Consider the following 22,494-nt stretch of genomic DNA (forward strand, 5'->3'; position numbering starts at 1 on the left):
ACGCGGCCGTCACCGGCGTCAAGAACGCGTTGATCACGGCGCGCGCAGGCTTCACGACAGTTCGCGACGTCGGCTCCAGCGGCACATCTGCCATCGCGGTGCGCGATGCGATCCGTGACGGCAGCGTGCCAGGGCCGCGCATCAAGGTCTCAGGCCAGCCGCTATCGATGATTGGCGGCCACGCCGATCCCGCGGTTGGTCTCTCGCCGGACCTGCGCGACGCCCTCTCGACTACGCCGGGTATGTTCACTGTCTGCACGGGGACCGAGGAATGCAGCAAGGCTGTTCGGCGGCTCGCCGCTGAAGGTGTCGACCTGATCAAGTTCATGGCAACTGGCGGCGTGCTCGATCCCGGCGACATCGGCCTCGACCAACATTTCTCCGATGCCGAGATGAGGGCGATCATCGATACCGCCCACGCGCTTCATCTGAAGGTTGCGGCGCATGCGCATGGTGCCAAGGGCATCGACGCCGCGGTGCGCGCGGGCGTCGATTCGATCGAGCATGGGACCTTCATCGATGCCGAGGGCGTCGCCGACATGAAGGCGCACGGCACCTATTATGTCGCAACGCTGCTCGCATTTCGTGGGGCAGTCGGCATGATCGGCAAGGGACTGCTCCAGCCGTCGAGCGAGAAGAAAGCACGGCAGGCATTCGAGGCGTGGGGCGTCGGCCTCAACCGCGCCTACAAGGGCGGCGTCAAGATTGCGCTAGGCACCGACGCCGGCGTCTTCCCGCACGGCCAGAACGCGCAGGAGATCGGCCTCATGGTGTCGAAGGCGGGAATGTCTCCGCGAGATGCTCTGATCGCCGCGACCAAAGGCGGCGCCGACCTGATGGGCCTGTCGGCAGAAACCGGAACGCTCGACCCCGGCAAAAGCGCCGACCTGATCGCTGTCGATGGCGATCCGCTGAAGGACCCCGATGCGGTGACGCACGTCGCCTATGTCATGGTAATGGGTAAGCCGATTCCCATGCGATGAGGTCGGGAACTATGCGGGTCAACTACCGCACACAGCAGCGCGATCGGCGCCGATGCGATGGGCGATCGCGATACCCCCTTGCGCGGCCACGCGTTGTTTCGCATCGTTGCCCTCCGCAGCAACAAGGGGGCTCGCATGCGATTTACCGATGCGATCGTGACCGGCATGCTGCTGGCGTCCCCGGCTATGGCCAAATCCGACCCCAGCACCAAACCCGTCTTCAAGGGCACGGTTAGTCGCGACGGGCTATTGCCGACGCACATCGATAAAACAAACGGGCGGATCCTATTTACGCTGCCTGCAGCGGGGGCGAACGGCGTGGCGGTCCGCTTCCTCTTCACCGCTTCGCTACGCACTGGCCTGGGTGCCGCGCCGACCTTTCTCGACCGGGGCCGGATTGGGGCGACGCAGGTGCTCGCATTCCGCCGCATCGGCAAGAAGGTGGCGGCGCAATTCGAGAATCCGCGCTTCCGCGCTACCGGCGCCGACACGCTCGACCCCAGCGGTAGTGCGGACTTCGCAACGTCGATCGTATGGATGGGTGATGTCGTTGCGACCTTGCCCGATGGCAGCGTCGTCGTCGACATGTCCGATTTCCTGACCGAGGATCTCGTGGGTATCGCCGATTCGCTCAACCAGTCGAGCGACACGGCGGGAACTGGTGACGCACCGCAGGGTGCGGGCAAAGGCTTCCACCGAGACGCCAAACTGAGTGCCGCCGTCCCGGAATCGCTCAAGGCGTTTCCGCAAAACATCGAGGTCGATGCGATCCAGACCTATGTATCGGACACGCCCGGCGACGAAGTGTCGAACATCGCGCCCGAACCCAAACGGGTGAGCTTCACGGTGCATGCGAGCTTCGTCGCCTTGCCCGGACCCGGCTTCGAGCCACGCCACTTTGACCCGCGCATGGGTGGGTTCTCGACACAGCAAGTCAATTTCGCGGCTCCGCTCGGCAAGGACGTGGTTGGCGATTTCGCTAACCGCTTTCGCCTCGAAAAGGTGATCCCCGGCGCAGCACCATCGCCGGTCAAGAAGCCGATCGTCTATTATATCGACAGCCGCGCCCCTCAGCCGATCCAAGATGCGCTGGTCGACGGCGTGAGCTGGTGGAGCGACGCGTTCACCGCAGCGGGCTTTGTCGGCGCGTTCCGGGTCGAAACTCTGCCGACTGGCGTCGATCCGCTGGATGTCCGGTACAACATTGTGAACTGGGACGACCGCGCAACGCGCGGGTGGTCTTACGGTCAGGAGATCGTCGATCCCCGCACCGGTGAGATCGTCAAGGGTATGGTAGTACTCGGCTCGCTGCGGACCCGCCAGGATATCCAGATCTATGAAGGCCTGGTCGGCGCGAGCGAGATTAACACTGGCAGCGCCAACGATCCCGTTCGCGTCGCGCTCGCACGGATGCGTCAGCTCGGCGCGCACGAGGTCGGCCATACGCTCGGCTTCGCACATAATTTTGCGGCTAGCACGCAGGCGCGCGCTTCGGTCATGGACTATCCGCCGCCACGGATTGGGCTGGTTGGCGGCAAGCCCGATCTTTCTGATGCCTATGCTGCCGGAATCGGCGCGTGGGACAAGGCCAGCGTTGCCTGGCTGTACGGCGCGCCTGACGACGCCGCAGCCGACATGGTCGCCAAGGCGGCGGTCGATGTCGGCATGCGCTATGTTCACGACACGGATGCTCGGTCACCCGACACGGCGCAGCGCTGGGGCGGGCTGTGGGACGATGGCGCCAATCCAATCACCGAACTCACGCGGATGATGACCGTGCGCCGAGCCGCGATCGATCGCTTCGGGCTGGCGATGCTCGAACCGGGCGAGCCCGTCGCCGATCTGCGTCGCCGCTTCGTGCCGATTTGGCTGCTGCACCGCTACGAAGTCATCGCCGCCGCCAAGTCGATTGGCGGGGCGGATTTCAGCTACGCGGTCGCTGGCGGCGGGAACGAGGCGGCTCAGCCGGTCTCTGCTTCCGATCAGCGCGCCGCGCTTGAGGTGCTGTTGGCGACGCTCACCCCCGAGGCATTGCGCGTGCCCGACCGTCTGATCCCGTTGCTCTCCAGCCCCCGTAACGGCAGCGACAATCGCCAGTTCGCGATCGAGTTGTTGAGTACCGCGCACGGCCCCCTATTTGATCCGCTGGTCGCCGCCGACGTGGGCGCTGAGATCACGCTGGGATCGTTGCTATCGCCGGCCCGACTGGCACGTGTCTCAGCGCAGCATGCAATCGATAGCAGCGCGCTCGGCGTGCAGGAAATCGTCGATCGACTCATCGCGGCGACCGTCACAGCACGGTCCGACTCGCTATCGCAGCGCATTGCGTACCGAACGCTCGTGTCCCTCGCGGCGACGGCCGACAATCGCACGACGACCCCCGAGGTCGCTTTGCTGATAGATGCGCGGCTGGTATCGATCGCGTCCATGCTCGCAAATCGCGGCGACGGCTGGGGCGCGAGCCTTGGGCGCAAGCTCCTTATTCCGGAAGCGCGTGCTAAGCTCGTGACAGAGCAACAGCGAAACGTGCCCGTGCCACCTGCTGATCCGATTGGCGGGGATAGCGGCTATATGGATTTTTGATCATCGGTCCGGGATGCACCGTGTCCCGGCGCTCGTCGGTAGCACGTGCTCCATCGTTTCGTGCGGCGCGCGCGTGGCTACTAGGGCGTCAATGCGGAAAAGCGTTTCACCCGAACAATCAATTCGCCGCTCCACCGCCCGCCGCGATCCACGCGTCGATCTTGTGTTCGAGCACGAGCATCGGCAGCGATCCGGTATCAAGCACCTGCGCATGGAAATCGCGCGGATCAAACTTGGCGCCGAGCGCGGCCTCGGCCTTCGCCTTGGTCCGCGCGATCGTCAGCTGGCCGATCTTATACGCCAGCGCCTGCCCCGGAATCGCGATATAGCGTTCGACCTCAGCGGTTGCGTCGGTCCGGGCCATCGGCGAATTGGCGAGCATGTAATCGATTGCCTGATCGCGGGTCCAACCCTTGGCATGGATACCGCTGTCGACGACCAGCCGCATCGCGCGCAACATCTCGTCGTTCAGGCCGCCCATCCGCTGATATGGGTCAGTCTCCATACCGAGCTGCTGCCATAGGCTCTCCGCATAGAGCGCCCAGCCTTCGACATAGGCTGTGTTGCCGCCGAAGCGCATGAACGCGGGGAGCGCGGTATTTTCTTGCGCCAGACTGATCTGGAAATGATGTCCCGGCACCCCCTCATGCAGGAACAGCGTCTCCATCTCCCACATGTAGCGTGAGGGCAGGTCATAGCTATTGTAGAAGAACACGCCTGGCCGCGATCCATCGGGGGTGCCGCCCTGATACGATCCGCCGGCCGCGGTCTTTTCCTTAAATGCGGGGACGGGGCGGATCTCGAGCTTAGTCTTGGGCGTCAGCGAGAATTGTTCCGGACTGCGCTGATAGATACGCTTCTCGATGGCTTGATAGCCGTCGCGCAGTTGCGCCACCGACGATGGCTGAAACCGTTTGTCGGTGCGCAGGAAGGTAAAGAACTCGGCCAGCGTGCCCTTGAAGCCGACCGCCTGTTTCTGGACCTCCATCGCTTTCAAGATACGCGCGACTTCCGAGAGACCAAGCTGGTGGACCTGCTCCGCCGTCATAGGCAACGTGGTTCGCTGCTGGATGAGGTATGCGTAATAGGCATCGCCCCCGGGCAGCGCTGACAGCCCCACCGTGGTCCGCGCGACCGGGAGATATTCGCGGGCGAGGAAATCGCGCATCCGCTGTTCGGCCGGCACGATGACGTCGCGGATTTGTTCGGCATAGGCAGCCCTCAACCGTGCCTGATCCTCGGCCGTGATCCCCGCAGGAAACGTTTTGACCGGGCCGTAAAAGGTAGACCCATCGATCCCCTGCGCGATCAGGTTGTCGAACTCCTCGATCATGTTGGTGACGACGAGCTTGGGCTGAACGATCTTGTCATTCATCCCTTGGCGGAACAGCGCGATCGCGCGGTCGAGCACAACCGCATATTGGGCGTTTCGTTTGAGGTTGTTCTCGTAATCGACCAGCGTCTTGAATGGCGCTGCGCCCTTTCCCGATGCGAAGTCTGGGTAGAAAGTCTGGAACCCTTGGAAATGGTCGATCGGCAAATCGCGTTCGATCTTCATGATGGCGGGCGCGTATCCGGCAAGATCGGTCTCGTTGCGGTTCTTGAAGACGTCATATGCGATTTGGTCGACCGCGGTCAGCTTGCCGCGGTCAATCCCCTCGAGCACGGCAAGGTCCTGCTCGATCGCAGTACGTTCGGCGGCGAGATATTCATCGGTCAGATAATCGCCGAGGCGATCGGCATAGCGCAGGTCGCCACGGAAGATCGCCTCGATCGGGTTGCGCTTCAGGCTCGCCTCGTCGCTATCGTAGAAAAGTTGCTTGAGCTTCGCGTCCTCGGCGCCATCACCCGGCTGCACGATAGGCGGCGTCAACGCTTGCGCCGAGGCCGCGGCGGCGATCGTAGAAGACAGGAAGGCGGCGACCAGGAATTTGACGGACACATGGGTTCCTTCGGACGTGATTATCTAGGGTTAGGATGCGACAAACCTGCTCGCAAGCGTCGGTCATCAAACGCATGACATTTAATCCGTTAGCGCAGCGTTCCTCGGGCGCTCACCGCACATCGCGACCGCCGATGATGTGCGCCGCTTTCAGGTTCATCAGCGCGAGCACGGTGTTGGCGAGCCCACGATCAACGCCGCGGTGTCGGCGCTGCGCTTCCTGTTCGGCGTGACGCTCGATCGGCCCGATCTATCGCGCCGCTTGGTGCTGGCGCGTCGTCCCCGTAGCCGCTGGCATCGGCATAAACGTGGCGCATCAGGCGTACGAACAATTGGAGCTGTTGCGAATGGCGTACGAGATAGCCACGTCCGATCGATGGCGGGATCAGCGTCGAGACCTCAAGATAACGTAGCGGGAAATATGCTGCTCGACGACGTCCAACGCTGGACTGTCGGCTTGTCGCCTACTATCATTTTTTCAGGTGATCGGACAAGCCGTTCGCTAGCAATGAGGTACAGCGGAAAGTCAGCCGACAGGTACAGCAGGTTGAGTTTCAGACCTGAGAATGGTCGGTTTTCTGCGGTTTCTTGATGGCGGTTGCTCCTCCCGTAGGGTCACCAGCGTCAAGCCAGAATCTCCATTATCTGTGCTTTTTCGCGGGGTGCTGGAAACGGCTCCCACATTCGGTCCCACACATTGCGTCGGCTTTTATGAGCCGCCCTGATCCACTTTGAGTGATCAGGCGCGAATTTGTGTGCTTGTTGGCAACAACTCGACCGGCAGATTCTCGGCCGAACGACTCAGAAATAGTGATTCCCAAGCAGTCTTCGCCTCCCCCGCTTCCGCCACTCGTTCATTTAGGCATGCGGCGCCTGGACGTGCGCGACGATCTCACGCCGCCGCCCAGGCGTCAGAGCTTTTTTGACAGCACGTCCTGCAGGATATGCTTGTCCAGACTCAGGTCCGCGACCAGCTGTTTGAGCTTGCGGTTCTCCTCCTCGAGCAGCTTCAGGCGCCGCAACTCGCCGACGCCGAGCCCGCCATAAACCTTCTTCCAGCGGTAGAACGTCTGCTCAGAGATCCCCATCCGGCGGATCACCTCCGCCACCGCCGTACCCGTCTCCGCTTGCTTCAGCGCGAACGCGATCTGCTCGTCGCTATGCCGTGTCTTCTTCATGTCCAGCTCCTCGCCCGCAGGCTCTACAGGGCCAGAAAACTCTCGCTCAAACTGGATGAAAAAACAGGGGAAACGTCAAGCCTTCGTCCCGCATATGCCATGGATGCAAGGACGGGATGGGACTCCCGTTCGAATTCACGATGGCATTCCCAGCCTATCGTCGACGTCCGTACCAGACGGGTGTGGGCTTACGAGGCGCTCGTCCGCGGTACCGCGGGCGAGGGCGCTGCGACGATCCTGGAGATGGTCGAGAGCAACGCCGTCTACGGCTTCGACCAGGCCTGTCGGGTGAAGGCGGTCGAGCTAGCGGGCAAGCTCTTCCCAGCAGACGACATCAAGCTGTCGATCAACTTCATGCCGAACGCCGTGTATCAGCCCGACGCCTGCATCCGCGCGACCCTGAACGCAGCGCGGCGCGCGAACTTCCGGCAGGACCGGCTAATGTTCGAATTCACTGAAACCGAGAAGATGCGTGATACGGCGCACGTACGAAATATCGTAGGCGCCTATCGTCGGCGCGGGTTCACGACCGCGATCGACGACTTCGGTGCGGGCTATGCCGGTCTCGGGCTCCTCGCCGAATTGCAGCCCGACGTCATCAAGATCGACATGGCGATCATTCGAAACATCGACACGAGCGCCGCGAAACGCTCGATCGTCGCGGCGATCGTGAAGATGGCGGCCGACCTCGACATCACAGTTGTCGGCGAGGGCGTCGAGACGCGCGACGAACTGGCCACGATCATCTCGCTCGGCATTCGCCTCTGCCAGGGCTATTTGCTCGCCCGGCCCTCCTTGGAGGCGCTGCCGGTCCCTTGCTGGTGAGATGCTCCTGGGAAGCGCAAGGCTATAAACGCTGGACCGCGTCAATCGCCCAGTGAGACGGCCGGTCCCGCCGTCAAACTGTCGTGCTCGAAGCACGACCAATTCCTTCAATCATGTTCCTGACGCGCGTCGCCAGTCGCATCGCTGAATGTCGGCCAAAACGCAGAAGTTCACGGAACCGGCGCAACTTGCCAGAAACGGACGTTCATTCATGGACCAAGCTCCCTCCGGCTTGTTCCGGCAGTTTTGGCCGCTCGTCGTTCAGACGAGATGGGGAAAGCCTCGCGTCTGGTGACGATTTCATAACCTGTCCACCCGGTGCTCAGGCGCTGAATGGCGGCACATTCAAGGCCCGTGATTAGGAATTTGATTCAAGGAGGACGTCCTTGGTGACGTGGGGACCCAATCGGCTCAATATCCGTTTATCCCCGACAAATTAACGTCGACGACCATGAGACAGAAATGAACGGCATTAGCGAAGCGCGACCACCGGAGACGAGGATCTCGACCGGCATCGGCGATTTGGACCATATCCTCGGCGGCGGACTGACCGCTAACCGCTCCTACCTAGTCGAAGGGGCGCCTGGTAGCGGGAAGACGACGATCGCGTTGCAGTTCCTCCTCGATGGCGCACGGCTCGGAGAAAAGGGTCTGTACATCACGCTGTCGGAGACCGCGGTCGAGCTGCGCGAGGTTGCCAAGAGCCACAATTGGGTGCTCGATGACATCGAATTGTTCGAATTGGTCAATGAAGACGGTCTTGACCCGGACAGTGAGCAGTCGATCCTAGAACCTTCCGAGGTGGAACTAGGTGAAACCATCCAAGGTGTTATCGAATGCGTCGATCGGCTGAGGCCGTCGCGGGTCGTGTTCGACAGCCTGTCGGAAATGCGACTGCTCGCCCAGAACTCGTTGCGCTACCGCCGCCAGATACTAGCGCTCAAGCAATATTTCTCTGTACGCCATTGCACCGTGTTGATGCTCGACGACCGGTCCTCGGACCCAGGCGACCTCCAGCTTCACAGCATCGCGCACGGCGTCATCACGCTCGAACAGGCGGCGCAGGAATATGGCGCCGAACGCCGGCGTTTGCGTGTCGTGAAGATGCGCGGCGTCAAGTACCGCGGCGGCTTTCACGATTTTGCGATCGAAACTGGCGGCGTCGCGGTCTTCCCGCGGCTGATCGCTGCCGAACATCATCGTGTGTTCGGCGAGCAGCTGGTGTCGACCGGCGTCGGCGAGTTCGACCAGATGCTGGGCGGCGGCATTTCGCCCGGCACCAACACTTTGCTCAACGGCCCCTCGGGCGTGGGTAAGACGACGACCGCCGTGCGGTGCGCGCTCACCGCGATCGAGCGCGGCGAAAAAGTGGCATACTATCTGTTCGACGAAGGGATCGCGACGACGATGGCGCGCTCGCGCGCCATGGGGATGGACCTTCAGCCGCATATCGACAACGGCGCATTGCAGATTTTTCAGATCGACCCGGCTGAACTGACGCCTGGCGAATTCGCCAGCTGGGTGCGAAAAGCCGTCGAGCGCGATGGTGTGCGCTTCCTCGCCATCGACAGCCTCAATGCCTTCCTGCAGGCGATGCCGGGCGAGAAATATCTCCTGCTCCAGATGCACGAGATGCTCAGTTACCTCAATCAGCAGGGTGTGATCACCATGCTGATCCTCGGTCAGCACGGCATCGTCGGTGACGTCCGGTCGGAAATTGACCTCAGCTACCTGTCCGACACCATCGTGCTGTTTCGATACTTCGAATCGCGGGGCAACGTCCTGAAGGCAATCTCCGTTGCGAAGAGTCGAACAACCGAGCACGAGGCCAGTATTCGTGAATTCCGCCTGGCGCGCGCAGGCGTTCAAATCGGCGAGCCACTCAAGGATTTCGAAGGTGTCCTAACGGGCCTTCCTAATTACCGAGGAGCGACGCCAATGATGGCGGCCGAACCGGCGGCGGCCGGGAATTCATAGTGGAACTGCGCATACTGCTGTTGGCGCTGCGCGGGCGCGATGCACAGGTGATTGAGCAATTGCTGTCGCGGGATGGCCATGTCTGCAACAAGTGCGATAGCACTGCGTCATTGGCCGCCGAACTCGAAAGTGGCGCGGGCACCGCGCTTCTGACAGAAGAGTCGCTTGGCGAGACAGGCAGTCAGGAACTGACTTCTTGGCTTGCTGCGCAGCCTCCGTGGTCCGATTTTCCATTCATTCTGCTTGCCACCAAGCGTGTCGGTCGGCGTCCGCGAAGCGCTATGGAAATACTCGAGCAGCTCGGCAACGTCGTCGTGCTCGAACGGCCGATCAATAGCGAAACGCTGGCGAGTGCGGTCGCGTCGGCGCTGCGCGGGCGTCGACGGCAATACGATGCGAGGCGCCGGCTGGAGGATCTCAAGGCGGCTGAGGGCCGGCTGACGCAACTCAACAATACGTTGGAAGATCGAATAGGTCAGCGCACGAACGAGTTATCAGCGGCGAACAACCAGCTCATGCAGGAGGTCGCCGAGCGTGAGCGCGCGCAGGCGGCGCTCGCGCAGGCACAGAAGATGGAGGCGGTCGGCCAGCTGACCGGCGGCATCGCGCATGACTTCAACAATCTGCTTACCATTATCATGGGCAATCTCGAGCTGATCAAGCGCCGCGCATCCGATAACAAAATGGGTCAACTGGCCGGCTATGCGCACCAAGCCGCTGATCGTGCGGGCAAGCTCACCAGCCAGCTGCTGGCGTTTTCGCGTACCCAGCGGCTGTCGCTCATGCCTGTGAATCTCAACGCGTTGATCTTGGGCATGAACGATCTGCTGGCGCGTACAATTGGGACGCGGGTAACGATCGAGATGACGCTCGACGGAAATGATCCGTGGGCGATGGCGGACGAAAACCAGCTCGAACTCGCGATTCTCAATCTGGCAATAAACGCCCGCGATGCCATGCCCGATGGCGGTGTGCTGACGATTGGCAGCGCAACACGCGAGCCAGCGGACGATCTGCTTATCGGTGGCGACTATGGTGTTGTTACGGTCGGAGACAGCGGAACGGGCATTTCCGCGCATCTGCTGGAGAAGGTGTTCGATCCTTTCTTCACGACCAAGGCGATCGGCAAGGGCACCGGTTTGGGCCTGAGCCAAGTCTACGGCATCGCGCAGCAATCGGGCGGAACGGTGCGGGTCGATAGCGTTGAAGGCGAAGGAACGCGCTTCGAGATCTGGCTACCGGCCGCGGTATCGGTCGCCGAACGGAAGCCGGCGGTAGTCGCGCCCAAATTGGAAGGCGCCGTAAAGCGAAAGCTCGTCCTCGTTATCGATGACGATGAGGGTGTGCGGCGGTTCATCGTCGAATCGCTCGAAACGCTGGGCTATGACGTACTTCATGCCAATGGTGGCGAGGAGGGCTTGCGGCTGCTCGACGGCGAATGCCCGCAGCTGCTAATCGTCGATTACGCCATGCCGGGGATGAGCGGGGTCGATGTCGTCAAGGAGGTGCATGGCAGAGCCCCCAACCTGCCGATCATCCTCGCGACCGGCTATGCAGACATGGGGGCGGTTGAAGAGGTAATGGCGCTCAAGAATGTTCTCCGCAAGCCATTCCGGATCGACCAGCTGGACGATGCCGTTCGCGGCGCACTTCTTTGCGATCATGCTGCTTGATCGACCAAGCCGAGTGTGGTCGCAGAATGGGTGGGCTGCATGGTACGAAATTTCGATAACTCCGTCGACATGGGCGGTTACGCGGTCGTCGTTCACGCCATCAATCGTGGCACGCCGTGGTGGGTCATGTGGGAACGGTGATCCTCTCGTTCCTGAAATCGTAACCAGAACAATGATTTGAAGGATGCTAACGGTGCCGGTTGCAGGATTCGAACCCGCGACCTCCGCTTTACAAAAGCATTGCTCTACCAACTGAGCTAAACCGGCCTGCCGCGCCGTTACCATGTGTCATCGCCTCGACCAAGCAAGGGATGGAGATTTTTGCCGCACTGCGGAACGATCTATGCTCGATAATGTTCACACAGCACGAATCAAAACCTTCAGGAGTCCCCATGAGCTGCAAGAATATCGCCGCCGCCATCGCAGCATCCGCGCTCGTCGCCGTCCCGACCTTGGCAAGCGCCGCTCCCGCGGTTCAGTCGAATGCAGCATCACCCTTGTCGCTCTCTCCGATCACCCGCGCAGCGACCACGGCCAATGGCAAGAGTCATATGACTAAGCAGGGTACTATCATTGTCGGCGTCTTGGCGCTCGGAGTCATCGTTGGTGGCATCATCGCGATCAGCAATGACAATAACAATAATGACAGGCCCGTCAGCCGTTAATAGCTTGCCGCTTTACGACGAAAGGGCGCCGCGATCGGTTTGATCGTGGCGCCTTTTTTTGTTCAGCTATGGGCACGGACGGTTGCAACCCCGGCGCCCTCTCCCGCGTTACGTGTCCGGAATGATCAAGGTTGCCAGTTACAATATTCACAAAGGCGTGGGCCTTGATCGGCGACGCAATCCCGACCGAATCGTCGAAGTTCTTCGCGAAATCGACGCGGATATCATCACGTTGCAAGAGGCGGACCTGCGCTTCGGCGACCGCGAGGCGGTGCTGCCGCTCCATCTGCTCGCAGAACACAGCGATTGGCAGCCGGTCCAATTCGGGATGCGCGCGCGCTCGCTGGGGTGGCACGGCAATGCGATGCTCATCCGCAAATCGGCGCAGCTGATCGATTGCGAGGCGATCCACCTGCCCTCGCTCGAACCGCGCGGATCGGTGATGGCGGACGTGCGCACCGCGATCGGGATCGTGCGGGTCGTGGGGATGCATCTCGATCTGTCGGGGCTGTGGCGGCGGCGGCAGGCCGCGGCTATCATGGCGCATGTCGACAGCTGCACCCATCGTCATCCCGCGGTCCTGATGGGCGACCTGAACGAATGGACCGTCGCGGCGGGGTGCCTCAAGGATTTCGCGCGCGATTATGCGGTTGCTGCGACCGGCCCGAGTTTCCATTCGCGGCGCCCGGTGGGGCGACTCGACCGAATTATGGCGTCACGCGAATTGCGCATCGTCGATTGCGGGGTCCACCGCACCGCGGCGGCGCGCAAGGCGTCGGATCATCTGCCGATCTGGGCCATGTTGGACCTCATCTGATACGCGGGGGGGCCTGATGCGCGAAAAGGAACTGCGCCTCGCGCTGGTCTGCTACGGCGGGATCAGTCTGGCGGTCTATATGCACGGGATTACCAAGGAGATCTGGCGGCTGGTCCGCGCCAGCCGCGCGCATCATGACGGCGAACCGGCGAGCGGCGGGATCCAGGGGGTCTATCGTGCGCTGCTCGAGGAGATCGAGGCCGAGGGATCGATCCGCGTCCGCGTGCTCGCCGACATCATCGCCGGCGCCAGCGCGGGCGGAATCAACGGCATCTTCCTGGGTCAGGCCATCACCACCGGGCAGAGCCTCGATCCGCTCACCGACCTGTGGCTGCAATCCGCCGATGTCGAAGCGCTGATCGACCCCGTCGCCGCGCCATCGTCGCGGTTTTCGAAGGCATGGGCGCTCCCGCTCGCGTGGATGGCGGCGGGGCGCAGCGCCGACAAGGTCGAGGAACTCGACGAAAAGACGCGCGAAGAGGTCCGGGTGAAGCTGTCGCATTTTGTCCGGTCGCGCTGGTTCGAACCGCCGTTCGGCGGATCGATTTTCACCGGGCTGCTGCTCGACGCGTTCGACGCGATGGCGGCGAGCGAGCGCGGGCCGCGGCTCCTCCCCCCCGGTCAGCCGCTCGACCTGTTCGTGACGGTCACCGATTTCGCGGGGCATCCCGAACGGCTCGCGCTCAATTCGCCCCCCGAAGTGCTCGAAACCGAACATCGGCTGGTGATCGATTTCAGCGACCACGGCCATCCCGCCGACACGCTTGCGGCGATCCCCGAACTCGCGTTCGCAGCGCGTGCGACGTCGAGTTTTCCGGGCGCGTTTCCGCCGTTCACCGTCACCGAACTCGACGGCGTGCTCGCCAACCGTCACCAGGACTGGGCGGGTCGCCGCGGCTTCCTCAAGCGCGCATTGCCGCGCCAGTTCGCGGCGGGGCACGCCGAAACCGTGGTGCTGATCGACGGATCGGTGCTTGCCAACGCGCCGTTCCGCCCCGCGATCGACGCGCTCAAGGAGCGCCCCGCGCGCCGCGAAATCGATCGCCGCTTCGTCTATATCGATCCTAAACCGGGCATCCGCCTCCGCCTCACCAAAGGCGGCGCGCAGCCGGGGTTCTTCCAGACCATCCTCGGCGCGCTGTCCGATCTGCCGCGCCAGCAGCCGATCGGCGACAACCTCAACGCGATCGCGGGTCGGTCGGCGCGGATCGACCGGATGCGGGGCATCCTCACCGCGCTGCGCCCCGCGGTGGAGGCGGAGATCGAGGCGCTGTTCGGCCACACGCTGTTCCTCGATCGCCCGACCGCATCGCGGCTGGTCGCGTGGCGGCGGCGCGCGCAACATGCGGCGGCGGTGAAGGCGGGCTACAGCTATGCCGCCTATGGCCATTTGAAACTGGCCGGCGTCGTCGAAACCATCACCGGGCTGCTGTACCATGTCGGCGGCGAACTGGGGCAAATGCGCTGGCGCCGGATCCAGCGCGCGATCGAGGCCGCGATTACCGCGCGCGGGTTCGACGACGCCGCGCCGAGCTTCTCGGGCAAGGAAAGCGCGGCGACGATCGATTTTCTGCGCACCTTCGATCTCGGTTTTCGCATCCGTCGCCTGCGGCTGATGGCGCGGCGGCTGAACGAGATCGATACCCAGGGCGAAGAGGTAACCGCGATCAGCGATGCGATCTACACCTCGCTGTCCGCCTATCTCGATCGCCAGCGCGTCGACGATCATCCCGAGCTGCGCCAGCAAGTGCGCTCGCTCCGCGGGGAAGCGCACGAGCTGCTCGGCGCGCTCGCCACCTCGCTCGACCTCAAGACGCTCGATGCCGAGACCGACGAACGGCTCGCCGAGGGCTTCGCCGCACTCGACAAGGCGCCGCGCCGCGCGTTGCTGCTGACCTATCTTGGCTTTCCCTATTTCGACACCGCGACGCTGCCGCTGCTCCAGGGTGAGGGGCTCGACGAATTCGATCCGATCAAGGTCGACCGGATCGCCCCCGACGACGCGCCCTCAATCCGCTCGGGCGGTGCGGAGGCGACGCTGAAGGGCATCCAGTTCAACAGCTTCGGCGCGTTCTTCAGCCGCGCCTATCGCGAGAATGATTATCTGTGGGGGCGGCTCCACGGTGCCGAGCGGATGATCGACATCACCGTGTCGACGCTTCCCCCCACCGTCCGCATGAAGCCCGGCCGCGTCGCCGCGATCAAGCGCGCGGCATTCCTCGCGATCCTCGACGAGGAAGAACCGCGACTGACCAAGATCGCGCCGCTGTTCGTGGAATTGCGGCAAGAGATTGGGTGAGGTTGGTGGCCGATGGCGGTTAGTGCTCAGTCATGAACATTGAGGGGCAATCTGGCCTGTTGCGATTGCATACGACGATCAACGGCTTATCGTCTGGTGATGCAACGGTCCACAATTCTAATCGCCTTAGCAGTCGCTGCGATAGTTTGTCCGGTAAAGGGCGCTCCAAGACGTTATATCACTCCGTCTTACGCTATTGCTCATGCCGCTCAGCTTGACGGGCAGTGGGTCACGATCGGCGGGTTTGTCGATCTTGGTACCAACTCGCGTTGCCTGTATGAATCGATGCAGGCTGTTCGGGGCAAGAACGGTATTGCCGGGCACGTGGTGACGCTATCCGGAGGTGACAATCTGCTGCGCAGGCGGGCGGAATTGAATCATAAATTCGTGATCGTGAGTGGTACCTTCAAAAGGACGTTCAACGCTCCCGACGTGATCGATCTTTACCAGTGCAACGACGTCGGCATTGAGCAAGAAGTGGTCCGACGTAGTGAGCCGTAGGTAATCAGGTTACGCTTCTCTCCGCTCAACGCTCCGTTTCCGCTTCGCACCATTTCCACGCACCGACACCACCCCGCCACCCGCATCGGGCTGGCCACCGGCGCACGACGGGTCTAGCGTCGGTTCCCCAAGGGAGGACATGATGCAGTTCCTGAAAATCCTGTTCTGGTGCCTGCTCGCGTTCGTCGCGGCGCTGTTCACCTATGGCAACTGGACGTCGGTGCCGATCCAGTTGTGGAGCGGAACCGAGGCGCTCGTGAAGCTGCCGTTCCTGCTCGTGGTCGCGTTCCTGATCGGCTTCGTGCCGACCTATATTTATTATCATGCGGTCCGCTGGCGGCTGAAACAGCGGCTGTCGACCAACGAACGCGCGCTGGTCGAGGCGCGGGCGTTGCCGATCGCACCGCCCCCACAACAAGCCCCACCGGTGTACCAGCCCGATCCTCCCGCCCCGCCGCTCGGCGTCGATCCCGCGGCGGAGGATCGCCTGGCATGACGAGCCGGATCTACGTCGCGATCGATACCCCCGACATGGCGCGCGCGAAGGCGATCGCGACGCGGTGCAAACATCATGTCGGCGGGCTGAAGCTCGGCCTCGAATTCTTCGTCGCACACGGCCAGCCGGGGGTACGCGAGATGGCGGAACTCGGCCTGCCGATCTTTCTCGACCTCAAGCTCCACGACATTCCCAACACCGTCGCCAAGGCGGTGCAGGCGCTCTCCGCGCTCGATCCGACGATCCTGACGGTCCATGCGAGCGGCGGGCGCGCGATGATGGAGGACGCCAAGGCAGCGGCGCCGACGCATACGAAGGTCGTCGCGGTGACGATGCTGACCAGCCTCGACGCGGACGACCTCACCGCGACCGGGGTCGGCGGCTCGGCGCATGATCAGGTCGTCCGGCTCGCGGCGTTGGCGGAGGCGGCTGGACTTGACGGGATCGTCTGTTCGGGCGCGGAAGTCGCCGCGGCGAAGGCGGCGTGGCCCAAGGGGTTCTTCGTGGTGCCCGGCGTGCGCCCCGCCAACGCAAAGGCGGGCGACCAGAAACGCGTCGTGACCCCGCGCGAGGCGGTCGATGCGGGCGCGTCGATTCTGGTCATCGGACGACCCATTACCCAAGCCGAAGACCCCGACTCCGCCGCCCGCGCGATCGGCGCGACAATCTAAAGCGCGATGACTTACTTAAACCCGTTCGTGCTGAGCTTGTCGAAGCACAGTGAGTCTCAGGCCCTTCGACCCGGCCCCATCAAAGTAATACTTTCACGGGAACCCGGTAGGCTCAGGGCGAACGGTTGAAGTCTGGTCGACCTAACGTCATCACACTCAAGTGAGCGCATCCGCTAGGTCGTGCCGTCCTATCCCGCCTTGCTCCACGTCTGGGTCTTGCAGAAGAACAACACGCAGCCCTTGACCTTGATCGTGTCCGGCCCCGCGCGCGACATCACAGACTTATAGGTCTTGCCCTCTTCGGGGCTGTAGATCCGGCCCTTCCAGCTGTCGCCGTCCGCCTTGAAACCGCTCAGGATCTGAAGCCCCTCGATCGGCCGATGGCGGAGCTTGGGATCGGGATTATTCTCGTCGACCGGCGGTCCCTTGGGCGTCGCCGCGAGAATCTTCGTTACCTTGCCGCAGATCGTACTGCCGCACGTTCCGATCGTCACCACCGCCTTGCCATCGTCGGTCACCCAGCGCCCCGTGACGGGTTGCGCGGCGAAGGCGGTGGCGGGAACGGCGGCGAGCGCTAGCGCGGCAAGCAAATGGGGAGCGTTACGCAAAGCTAATTCTCCGTGATAGACTAAGGCGATAGAGGGAGTAGCGCATGCCAGCTGAATGGACGCTTGGGATCATCGGGGGTTCCGGATTATACGCGATCGACGCGCTGGAGGATGCGCACTGGGTCTCGATCGACACGCCATGGGGCACGCCGTCCGATGCCATTTTGCACGGTCGGATCGGCGATGTCGCGCTGCGATTCCTGCCGCGCCACGGTCGCGGCCACCCTATTCCGCCGAGCGAGGTCAACGCGCGCGCCAACATCGACGCGTTGAAGCGCGCGGGCTGCACCGACCTGATTGCGATCAGCTCGATCGGGTCGCTCCGCGAAACGCTCGCACCCGGCACCTTCGTCCTCGTCGACCAGTTCATCGATCGCACCGTCGCACGCGCTTCGAGCTTCTTCGGCACGGGGCTCGTCGCGCATGTCTCGATGGCGGACCCGGTCTGCCCGCGGCTGTCGACGATGGCGGCGCAGGCGATCGACGCGGCGGGTGGCCGATCGGCGATGGGCGCAACCTATCTCGCGATGGAAGGCCCGCAATTTTCGACCCGCGCCGAAAGCCACCTCTATCGCCAATGGGGTGCCGACGTGATCGGGATGACCGCGATGCCCGAGGCCAAGCTCGCGCGCGAGGCCGAGCTACCCTACGCGCTGATCGGGATGGTCACCGATTACGATTGCTGGCGCGAAGAAGCCGCGTTCGTCGAGGTCAGCGCGCTGATCGAACAGATGACCGCGAACGGCGCGGTCGCGCGGCGCTGCGTCGAGCACTTCGTCGCCGCGCTCCCCGCGACCCGCACGCCCTCCCCGCTCGACACCGTGCTCGACCAGGCGTTGATCACCCCGCCCGAGGCCCGCGATCCTGCGGTGGTGGCGAGACTCGACGCGATTGCCGGGCGCGTGCTGCGCCGATAGCTTTAGCCGCGACGATGTGCTGAAAGACCCGCCATGCGCAGCTTCAACGACCTCACCGAACTCGAAGTCCTCGCCCTCGCCATCGCGAATGAGGAAGAGGACGGGCGCATCTATGCCGATTATGCCGAAAACCTGCGCGAACATTATCCCGACAGCGCCGCGATGTTCGACGACATGTCAGCAGAGGAGGATGAGCACCGCCGCGCGCTGATCGACCTGTATGTCGAGAAATTCGGGCGCCACATTCCTTATGTCACGCGGCGCGACATCCGCGGCGCGCCCGCGCCCGCGTCGCCGCGGACGACGATCCTGCGCGGGATCGACGCGATCCGCAACGAGGCGCAGCGGATGGAGACCAACGCCAGCCGCTTCTATCGCGAGGCGGCCGATCGCAGCACCGACGCGCCGATCCGCAAATTGCTCGGCGACCTCGCGCATGCCGAACTCGATCACCTGAAGACCGCGGGTGAGATCGAGGCAAAGCGGCTGCCCGGCGAACGCCGCGACCGCGAAGACGACGCTGCGCATAAACGCTTCGTCCTCCAGATCGTCCAGCCCGGGCTCGTCGGGCTGATGGACGGGTCGGTCTCGACACTCGCCCCCGTCTTCGCCGCGGCGTTCGCGACCCACCAACCCCACGACGCGCTGCTCGTCGGGCTCGCCGCCAGCATCGGCGCGGGGATCAGCATGGGATTCGCCGAAGCGCTCGCCGATGACGGCAAGCTGTCGGGACGCGGCGCGCCGCTGCTGCGCGGCCTCGTCTGCGGCGCGATGACGACCGCGGGCGGGATCGGCCACACGCTCCCCTTCCTGATCGACGATTTCTGGACCGCGACGATCATCGCGGGGGTCGTGACGCTCATCGAACTCTCGATCATCGCGTGGATCCAGTTCCGCTACATGGATACCCCGCCGATTTCCGCCGCCGCCAAGGTGATGCTCGGCGGCGCGCTGGTACTCGCCGCAGGGATCGCGATCGGAAGCGGGTGAGAAACGCAGGTGGGGATGGCGTTACCCCCGGGCGTTGAACTAATCGCCCGACACGGCGGGCAGCCCCTCTACCGATGGCACCTCGCCGCGCAACGCCGCGTCGAATTGCGCGCGGTCGAACTTGCCCTCCCATCGCGACACCACAATCGTCGCGACCGCGTTGCCGACGAAGTTGGTGAGGCTGCGGCATTCCGACATGAATCGATCGATGCCCAGGATCAGCGCCATCCCCGCGACCGGCACGGTGGGCACGATCGACAGCGTCGCCGCCAGCGTGATGAACCCCGCGCCGGTCACCCCCGCCGCCCCCTTCGACGACAGCATCGCGACGCCGAGCAGCAGCAGCTCCTGTCCCAACGTCAGGTCGACGCTGCACGCCTGCGCGATGAACAGTGCCGCGAGCGTCATGTAAATGTTGGTGCCATCGAGGTTGAACGAATAGCCGGTCGGCACAACCAGTCCGACGATCGATTTGGGGCACCCCGCGCGCTCCAGTTTCTCGATCAGCAGCGGCAGCGCGCTTTCCGACGACGAGGTGCCGAGCACCAGCAACAATTCGGCCTTGAGATAGCCGATCAACCGGAAAATCGAAAAGCCGCACGCCCAGCCCACCAGCCCGAGCACGCCAAGCACGAACAGCAGCGAGGTGAGATAGAATGTCGCCACGAGCAGCGCGAGGTTGGCGAGCGTGCCGACGCCGTACGCGCCGATCGTGAACGCCATCGCGCCGAATGCGCCGATCGGCGCCGCGCGCATCAGGATCGCGACGACGCGGAACACGACGACCGACACCTCCTCGAGCAGATCGAGCACGCACGCGCCGCGCGATCCCACCAGCGCCAGCGCGATGCCGAACAGGATCGCGACGAACAGCACCTGCAGGATGCTTCCCGACGTCAGCGCCGAGACGAAGGTGTCGGGGATGATCGCAGTGAGGAACCCGGTGATCGAGGTATCGTGCGCCTGCGCGGCATAGGTCGCGACCTTGCTGGTATCGAGCGTCGCAGGATCGATGTTGAGCCCCGCGCCGGGCCGCACGACATGGGCGACGATCATCCCGACGATCAGCGCGGCGGTGGAGAAGAACAGGAAATAGGCAAGCGCTTTGCCCGCGACGCGCCCGACCGACGCGAGATCGCGCATCCCCGCGATGCCGGTGACGATCGTCAAGAAGATGACCGGCGCGATGATCATCTTGACGAGCTTGATGAACGCGTCGCCGAGCGGCTTGAGCGCTTCTCCGGTGGTCGGTGCGAGATAGCCGATCAACGCGCCCGCCACGATCGCGACGAGCACCTGGAAATAAAGGTGCGCGTACCACCGCGGGCGCGGGCGCACGCGTTCGTCAGTCCGTTCGATCCGCAACGCGCCCTCCGCCATTTGCCGCCAGCGTTACGAAGCGGCGCGGATCACGGCAAGCGGCGCGGCGCAATCGGTGCCTCGCACGGCTCGCCATAGAGCTGGCGTGCGGCCACGGTCTGGAGCGCCACCGCCTGGTCGGGCGACAGCCCGAGCTCGCTTGCGGCGCGCTCGGTCGGGCCAAACCGGCGCGGGTCCTGCCCAGTCATTGCGCCGAGCACGGTCAGCGCCTCGAGATAATAGCCCGCCGCGCTCGCGTGATAATGGTCCCACGCCCACAGTTCGATCTGGTTGGGCGCGATGCCGTCATAGGGATTGGCATCCGCGACCCCGCCCGCGATCGCGCAATTGAACGCCTGCCCGACCGGGTTGACGCGGCGGACCTGCTTCACCGCCCGCTGCGCACGGTCGTAACCACGCCGGACGTCGATCGCCATCTGATAGATCGATCGTCCGGTCCACGGCTTGTCGGGCTGATAGGTCAGATCGGGGCGCGACCAGGTCGCGGTCAGGCTGATGTCGACCTTGGGGTTCCTCGCCGCGAACAATCTGCCGAACCGCGCCGCATAAGAAACCAAACCCGCCGCGTTGCCCGGCTGCGCGGGATCGAGCGTGCTGTAATCCTGCAGCACGACATGGTCCCAGCGCCGATCGACAACCGATGAGTTGTTGTCCCAGTGCCAGGCAAGCGATCGGCCCGGCGCGGTTTCGAGATAGACGTCGTAATCGAGCCCCATCTCGCTCGCGAGCAGCTTGAACAGCGCGGGCACCCCGCCGACGCCATCGTCGTTCAGGTCGGTGACGGTCTCCGCCCGATACCGCCACACCGGCGACAGCGCGCCGAAGGTGAAGCTGTTGCCGACGAACAACACGGTTTGCCGCGGCGCCGTCGCGGCGGGGGACGCGGTCGCCGGCGTCGCGACTGCCATCAGCAGGGCGGCGGCGATCGAACCAAGTGGAATCTTCAACGCATGTTCCTCACGAATATCGGGCCGACGCGCCCTGGATCAAACGGCACTGGCATCGATCACCTCGGCCAATCCGGTGGGCGCGATCCCCAGCGCGTCGAGCCGGTCAAGCATCACATCCCACCACCGCCAGAACCGCGCCAGATCGCGGGCATCGCGCACATAGGGGGTGTGCCCCGGTTCGAGCGAGGGCGAATGGAACGAGAAGACGAGCAGCCGCAGCCCGCTTTCGACCGCAGCATCTACCGCCTGGAGAGCATCGCGGATCGGCATGTCCTCGGGCGTCAGCGACACCCGTTGGAGCAGCCCTGCGCGCGCGAATACGCCGCGCGCCCTCGGGATCGCCCCCAGCGCGTCGTAAAGCCCGGCTCCACGATGCCGCATCAGCCCGGCGAACATTGTCGTAAAGGGCAGCTCGACGAGCGGGCCGGCCCGATACGCCGCGCTGCCGACGGCGCGAAAATCGGGACCGCCATCGCCGCGATAATCGTAGCGCGCGCGGATCGTGCTATCGATCCGATACCCCCGTGCGGCAAGCAGGTCGATCGTGTCGGGGCCGATCCCGTACCGCCCCGACCGGAAGATCAGCGGTGCCGCGCCGAACGCCGTGGTCAGCGCATCGGTCAGCGAAGCGATCTTCGCCGCCTCCAGTGCGCGCGGCAGGTTGCCCGCATAGCCGTCCCCCGGCGATGCCTCCGCAAACGGCGGCGTGACCCAGCCATGCAACTGTGCACCGATCGCCGAACGCCCATCGGCCAGCGTCGCGGCCAGGATATCGACCGACGCGGGATCGCTCACGACGGGGTGATCGACGAACGATGTCAGCGGCACCCCACGATCCACGAACCGGCGGTGCGCGGCGGGAAATGCGCGCATCGCGCTCGTCGCGCGGTCGGCGGGATCGAACGGGCGCGACCAGTCGAACTCTTCCTCGACATCGACATGGACCATGAACCGCGTGCCGAACGCGTCGGGCCACACGACCAGATCGCGCGCGACCGGGGGCGGCACCCGATACGGCGGTCCGGCGCGATCCGCCACG

General features: G+C 63.8%; 18 protein-coding genes, 1 tRNA gene and 1 pseudogene. 13 read left to right on the top strand and 7 right to left on the bottom strand.

The features are described 5' to 3' along the window. Together EAH84_RS13875 and EAH84_RS13880 are read left to right on the top strand one after the other, a co-directional pair. The coding region (locus tag EAH84_RS13875; RefSeq protein WP_140872602.1) for a metal-dependent hydrolase family protein at positions 1 to 983 on the top strand (983 nt) is incomplete at its 5' end. A 135-nt stretch (positions 984 to 1,118) separates the two neighbouring features. Continuing rightward, positions 1,119 to 3,566 (top strand): zinc-dependent metalloprotease, encoded by a 2,448-nt coding sequence (locus tag EAH84_RS13880; protein ID WP_140872603.1) that lies wholly within the window; start codon positions 1,119 to 1,121, stop codon positions 3,564 to 3,566. Between the two features lie 118 nt (positions 3,567 to 3,684). Here EAH84_RS13880 and EAH84_RS13885 read toward each other — a convergent pair whose 3' ends face one another. Together EAH84_RS13885 and EAH84_RS13895 are read right to left on the bottom strand one after the other, a co-directional pair. Further along, positions 3,685 to 5,508 (bottom strand): DUF885 domain-containing protein, encoded by a 1,824-nt coding sequence (locus tag EAH84_RS13885; protein WP_140872604.1) that lies wholly within the window; start codon positions 5,506 to 5,508, stop codon positions 3,685 to 3,687. 864 nt (positions 5,509 to 6,372) lie between these two features. Further along, a pseudogene (locus tag EAH84_RS13895) lies at positions 6,373 to 6,686 on the bottom strand (transposase); the annotation flags it as partial. 99 nt (positions 6,687 to 6,785) lie between these two features. Here EAH84_RS13895 and EAH84_RS13900 point away from each other — a divergent pair. The 3 genes from EAH84_RS13900 to EAH84_RS13910 all read left to right on the top strand — a co-directional run bounded on the left by EAH84_RS13900 (position 6,786) and on the right by EAH84_RS13910 (position 11,161). After that, positions 6,786 to 7,511 carry an EAL domain-containing protein gene (locus EAH84_RS13900; RefSeq protein ID WP_206663975.1) on the top strand — a complete coding sequence of 242 codons (726 nt, stop codon included), beginning with the start codon at positions 6,786 to 6,788 and terminating at the stop codon, positions 7,509 to 7,511. A gap of 462 nt (positions 7,512 to 7,973) precedes the next feature. Then, a complete protein-coding gene (locus EAH84_RS13905; protein ID WP_140872605.1) occupies positions 7,974 to 9,488 on the top strand; it encodes an ATPase domain-containing protein in 1,515 nt (504 codons plus the stop codon). Continuing rightward, positions 9,488 to 11,161 (top strand): response regulator, encoded by a 1,674-nt coding sequence (locus EAH84_RS13910; RefSeq protein ID WP_140872606.1) that lies wholly within the window; start codon positions 9,488 to 9,490, stop codon positions 11,159 to 11,161. Before EAH84_RS13905 ends, EAH84_RS13910 begins: the two co-directional genes overlap by 1 nt. 194 nt (positions 11,162 to 11,355) lie before the next feature. Here EAH84_RS13910 and EAH84_RS13915 read toward each other — a convergent pair. Continuing rightward, positions 11,356 to 11,428 (bottom strand) — tRNA-Thr (locus tag EAH84_RS13915). 125 nt (positions 11,429 to 11,553) lie between these two features. On the opposite strand from EAH84_RS13915, the gene EAH84_RS13920 reads away from it, so the two are divergent. The 6 genes from EAH84_RS13920 to pyrF all read left to right on the top strand — a co-directional run bounded on the left by EAH84_RS13920 (position 11,554) and on the right by pyrF (position 16,610). Continuing rightward, entirely contained in the window at positions 11,554 to 11,826 is a 273-nt protein-coding gene (locus tag EAH84_RS13920; protein ID WP_140872607.1) for a hypothetical protein, read from the top strand. Positions 11,827 to 11,947: 121 nt separating this feature from the next. Beyond that, complete coding sequence (locus tag EAH84_RS13925; RefSeq protein ID WP_140872608.1) at positions 11,948 to 12,643, top strand: endonuclease/exonuclease/phosphatase family protein; 696 nt, start codon at positions 11,948 to 11,950, stop codon at positions 12,641 to 12,643. A 16-nt stretch (positions 12,644 to 12,659) separates the two neighbouring features. Then, positions 12,660 to 14,942, top strand: coding sequence for a patatin-like protein (locus tag EAH84_RS13930; RefSeq protein ID WP_140872609.1), 2,283 nt, complete (start codon positions 12,660 to 12,662; stop codon positions 14,940 to 14,942). A gap of 96 nt (positions 14,943 to 15,038) precedes the next feature. Next, a complete protein-coding gene (locus tag EAH84_RS13935; RefSeq protein ID WP_140872610.1) occupies positions 15,039 to 15,443 on the top strand; it encodes a hypothetical protein in 405 nt (134 codons plus the stop codon). Positions 15,444 to 15,585: 142 nt separating this feature from the next. Further along, positions 15,586 to 15,939 (top strand): hypothetical protein, encoded by a 354-nt coding sequence (locus EAH84_RS13940; protein ID WP_241656616.1) that lies wholly within the window; start codon positions 15,586 to 15,588, stop codon positions 15,937 to 15,939. Next, a complete protein-coding gene (gene pyrF / locus EAH84_RS13945; RefSeq protein ID WP_140872611.1) occupies positions 15,936 to 16,610 on the top strand; it encodes an orotidine-5'-phosphate decarboxylase in 675 nt (224 codons plus the stop codon). The genes EAH84_RS13940 and pyrF overlap by 4 nt, the downstream gene beginning before the upstream one ends. Before the next feature lie 188 nt (positions 16,611 to 16,798). Here pyrF and EAH84_RS13950 read toward each other — a convergent pair whose 3' ends face one another. Then, positions 16,799 to 17,218, bottom strand: a complete 420-nt coding sequence (locus tag EAH84_RS13950) for a DUF2147 domain-containing protein (protein ID WP_140872612.1) — start codon at positions 17,216 to 17,218, stop codon at positions 16,799 to 16,801. Positions 17,219 to 17,262: 44 nt separating this feature from the next. Here EAH84_RS13950 and EAH84_RS13955 point away from each other — a divergent pair, with 44 nt between their 5' ends. Together EAH84_RS13955 and mbfA are read left to right on the top strand one after the other, a co-directional pair. Further along, a complete protein-coding gene (locus EAH84_RS13955) occupies positions 17,263 to 18,135 on the top strand; it encodes an S-methyl-5'-thioadenosine phosphorylase (protein WP_140872613.1) in 873 nt (290 codons plus the stop codon). Between the two features lie 33 nt (positions 18,136 to 18,168). Further along, complete coding sequence (mbfA, locus tag EAH84_RS13960) at positions 18,169 to 19,125, top strand: iron exporter MbfA (RefSeq protein ID WP_140872614.1); 957 nt, start codon at positions 18,169 to 18,171, stop codon at positions 19,123 to 19,125. Positions 19,126 to 19,164: 39 nt separating this feature from the next. Here the strand turns inward: mbfA and EAH84_RS13965 are convergent, their stop codons facing one another. The 3 genes from EAH84_RS13965 to EAH84_RS13975 are packed head-to-tail and all read right to left on the bottom strand — an operon-like array spanning position 19,165 to position 22,493. Beyond that, positions 19,165 to 20,505: a dicarboxylate/amino acid:cation symporter gene (locus EAH84_RS13965; RefSeq protein WP_140872615.1), complete on the bottom strand. Its 1,341-nt coding sequence runs from the start codon at positions 20,503 to 20,505 to the stop codon at positions 19,165 to 19,167. A gap of 29 nt (positions 20,506 to 20,534) precedes the next feature. Next, a complete protein-coding gene (locus tag EAH84_RS13970; protein ID WP_241656617.1) occupies positions 20,535 to 21,452 on the bottom strand; it encodes a PEP-CTERM sorting domain-containing protein in 918 nt (305 codons plus the stop codon). A gap of 39 nt (positions 21,453 to 21,491) precedes the next feature. After that, positions 21,492 to 22,493: a WalW protein gene (locus EAH84_RS13975; protein WP_241656618.1), complete on the bottom strand. Its 1,002-nt coding sequence runs from the start codon at positions 22,491 to 22,493 to the stop codon at positions 21,492 to 21,494. Position 22,494 lies beyond the last annotated feature (1 nt).

Origin of the sequence: Sphingomonas oligophenolica (genome assembly GCF_006438955.1) — a bacterium.
Lineage (GTDB): Bacteria > Pseudomonadota > Alphaproteobacteria > Sphingomonadales > Sphingomonadaceae > Sphingomonas > Sphingomonas oligophenolica_A.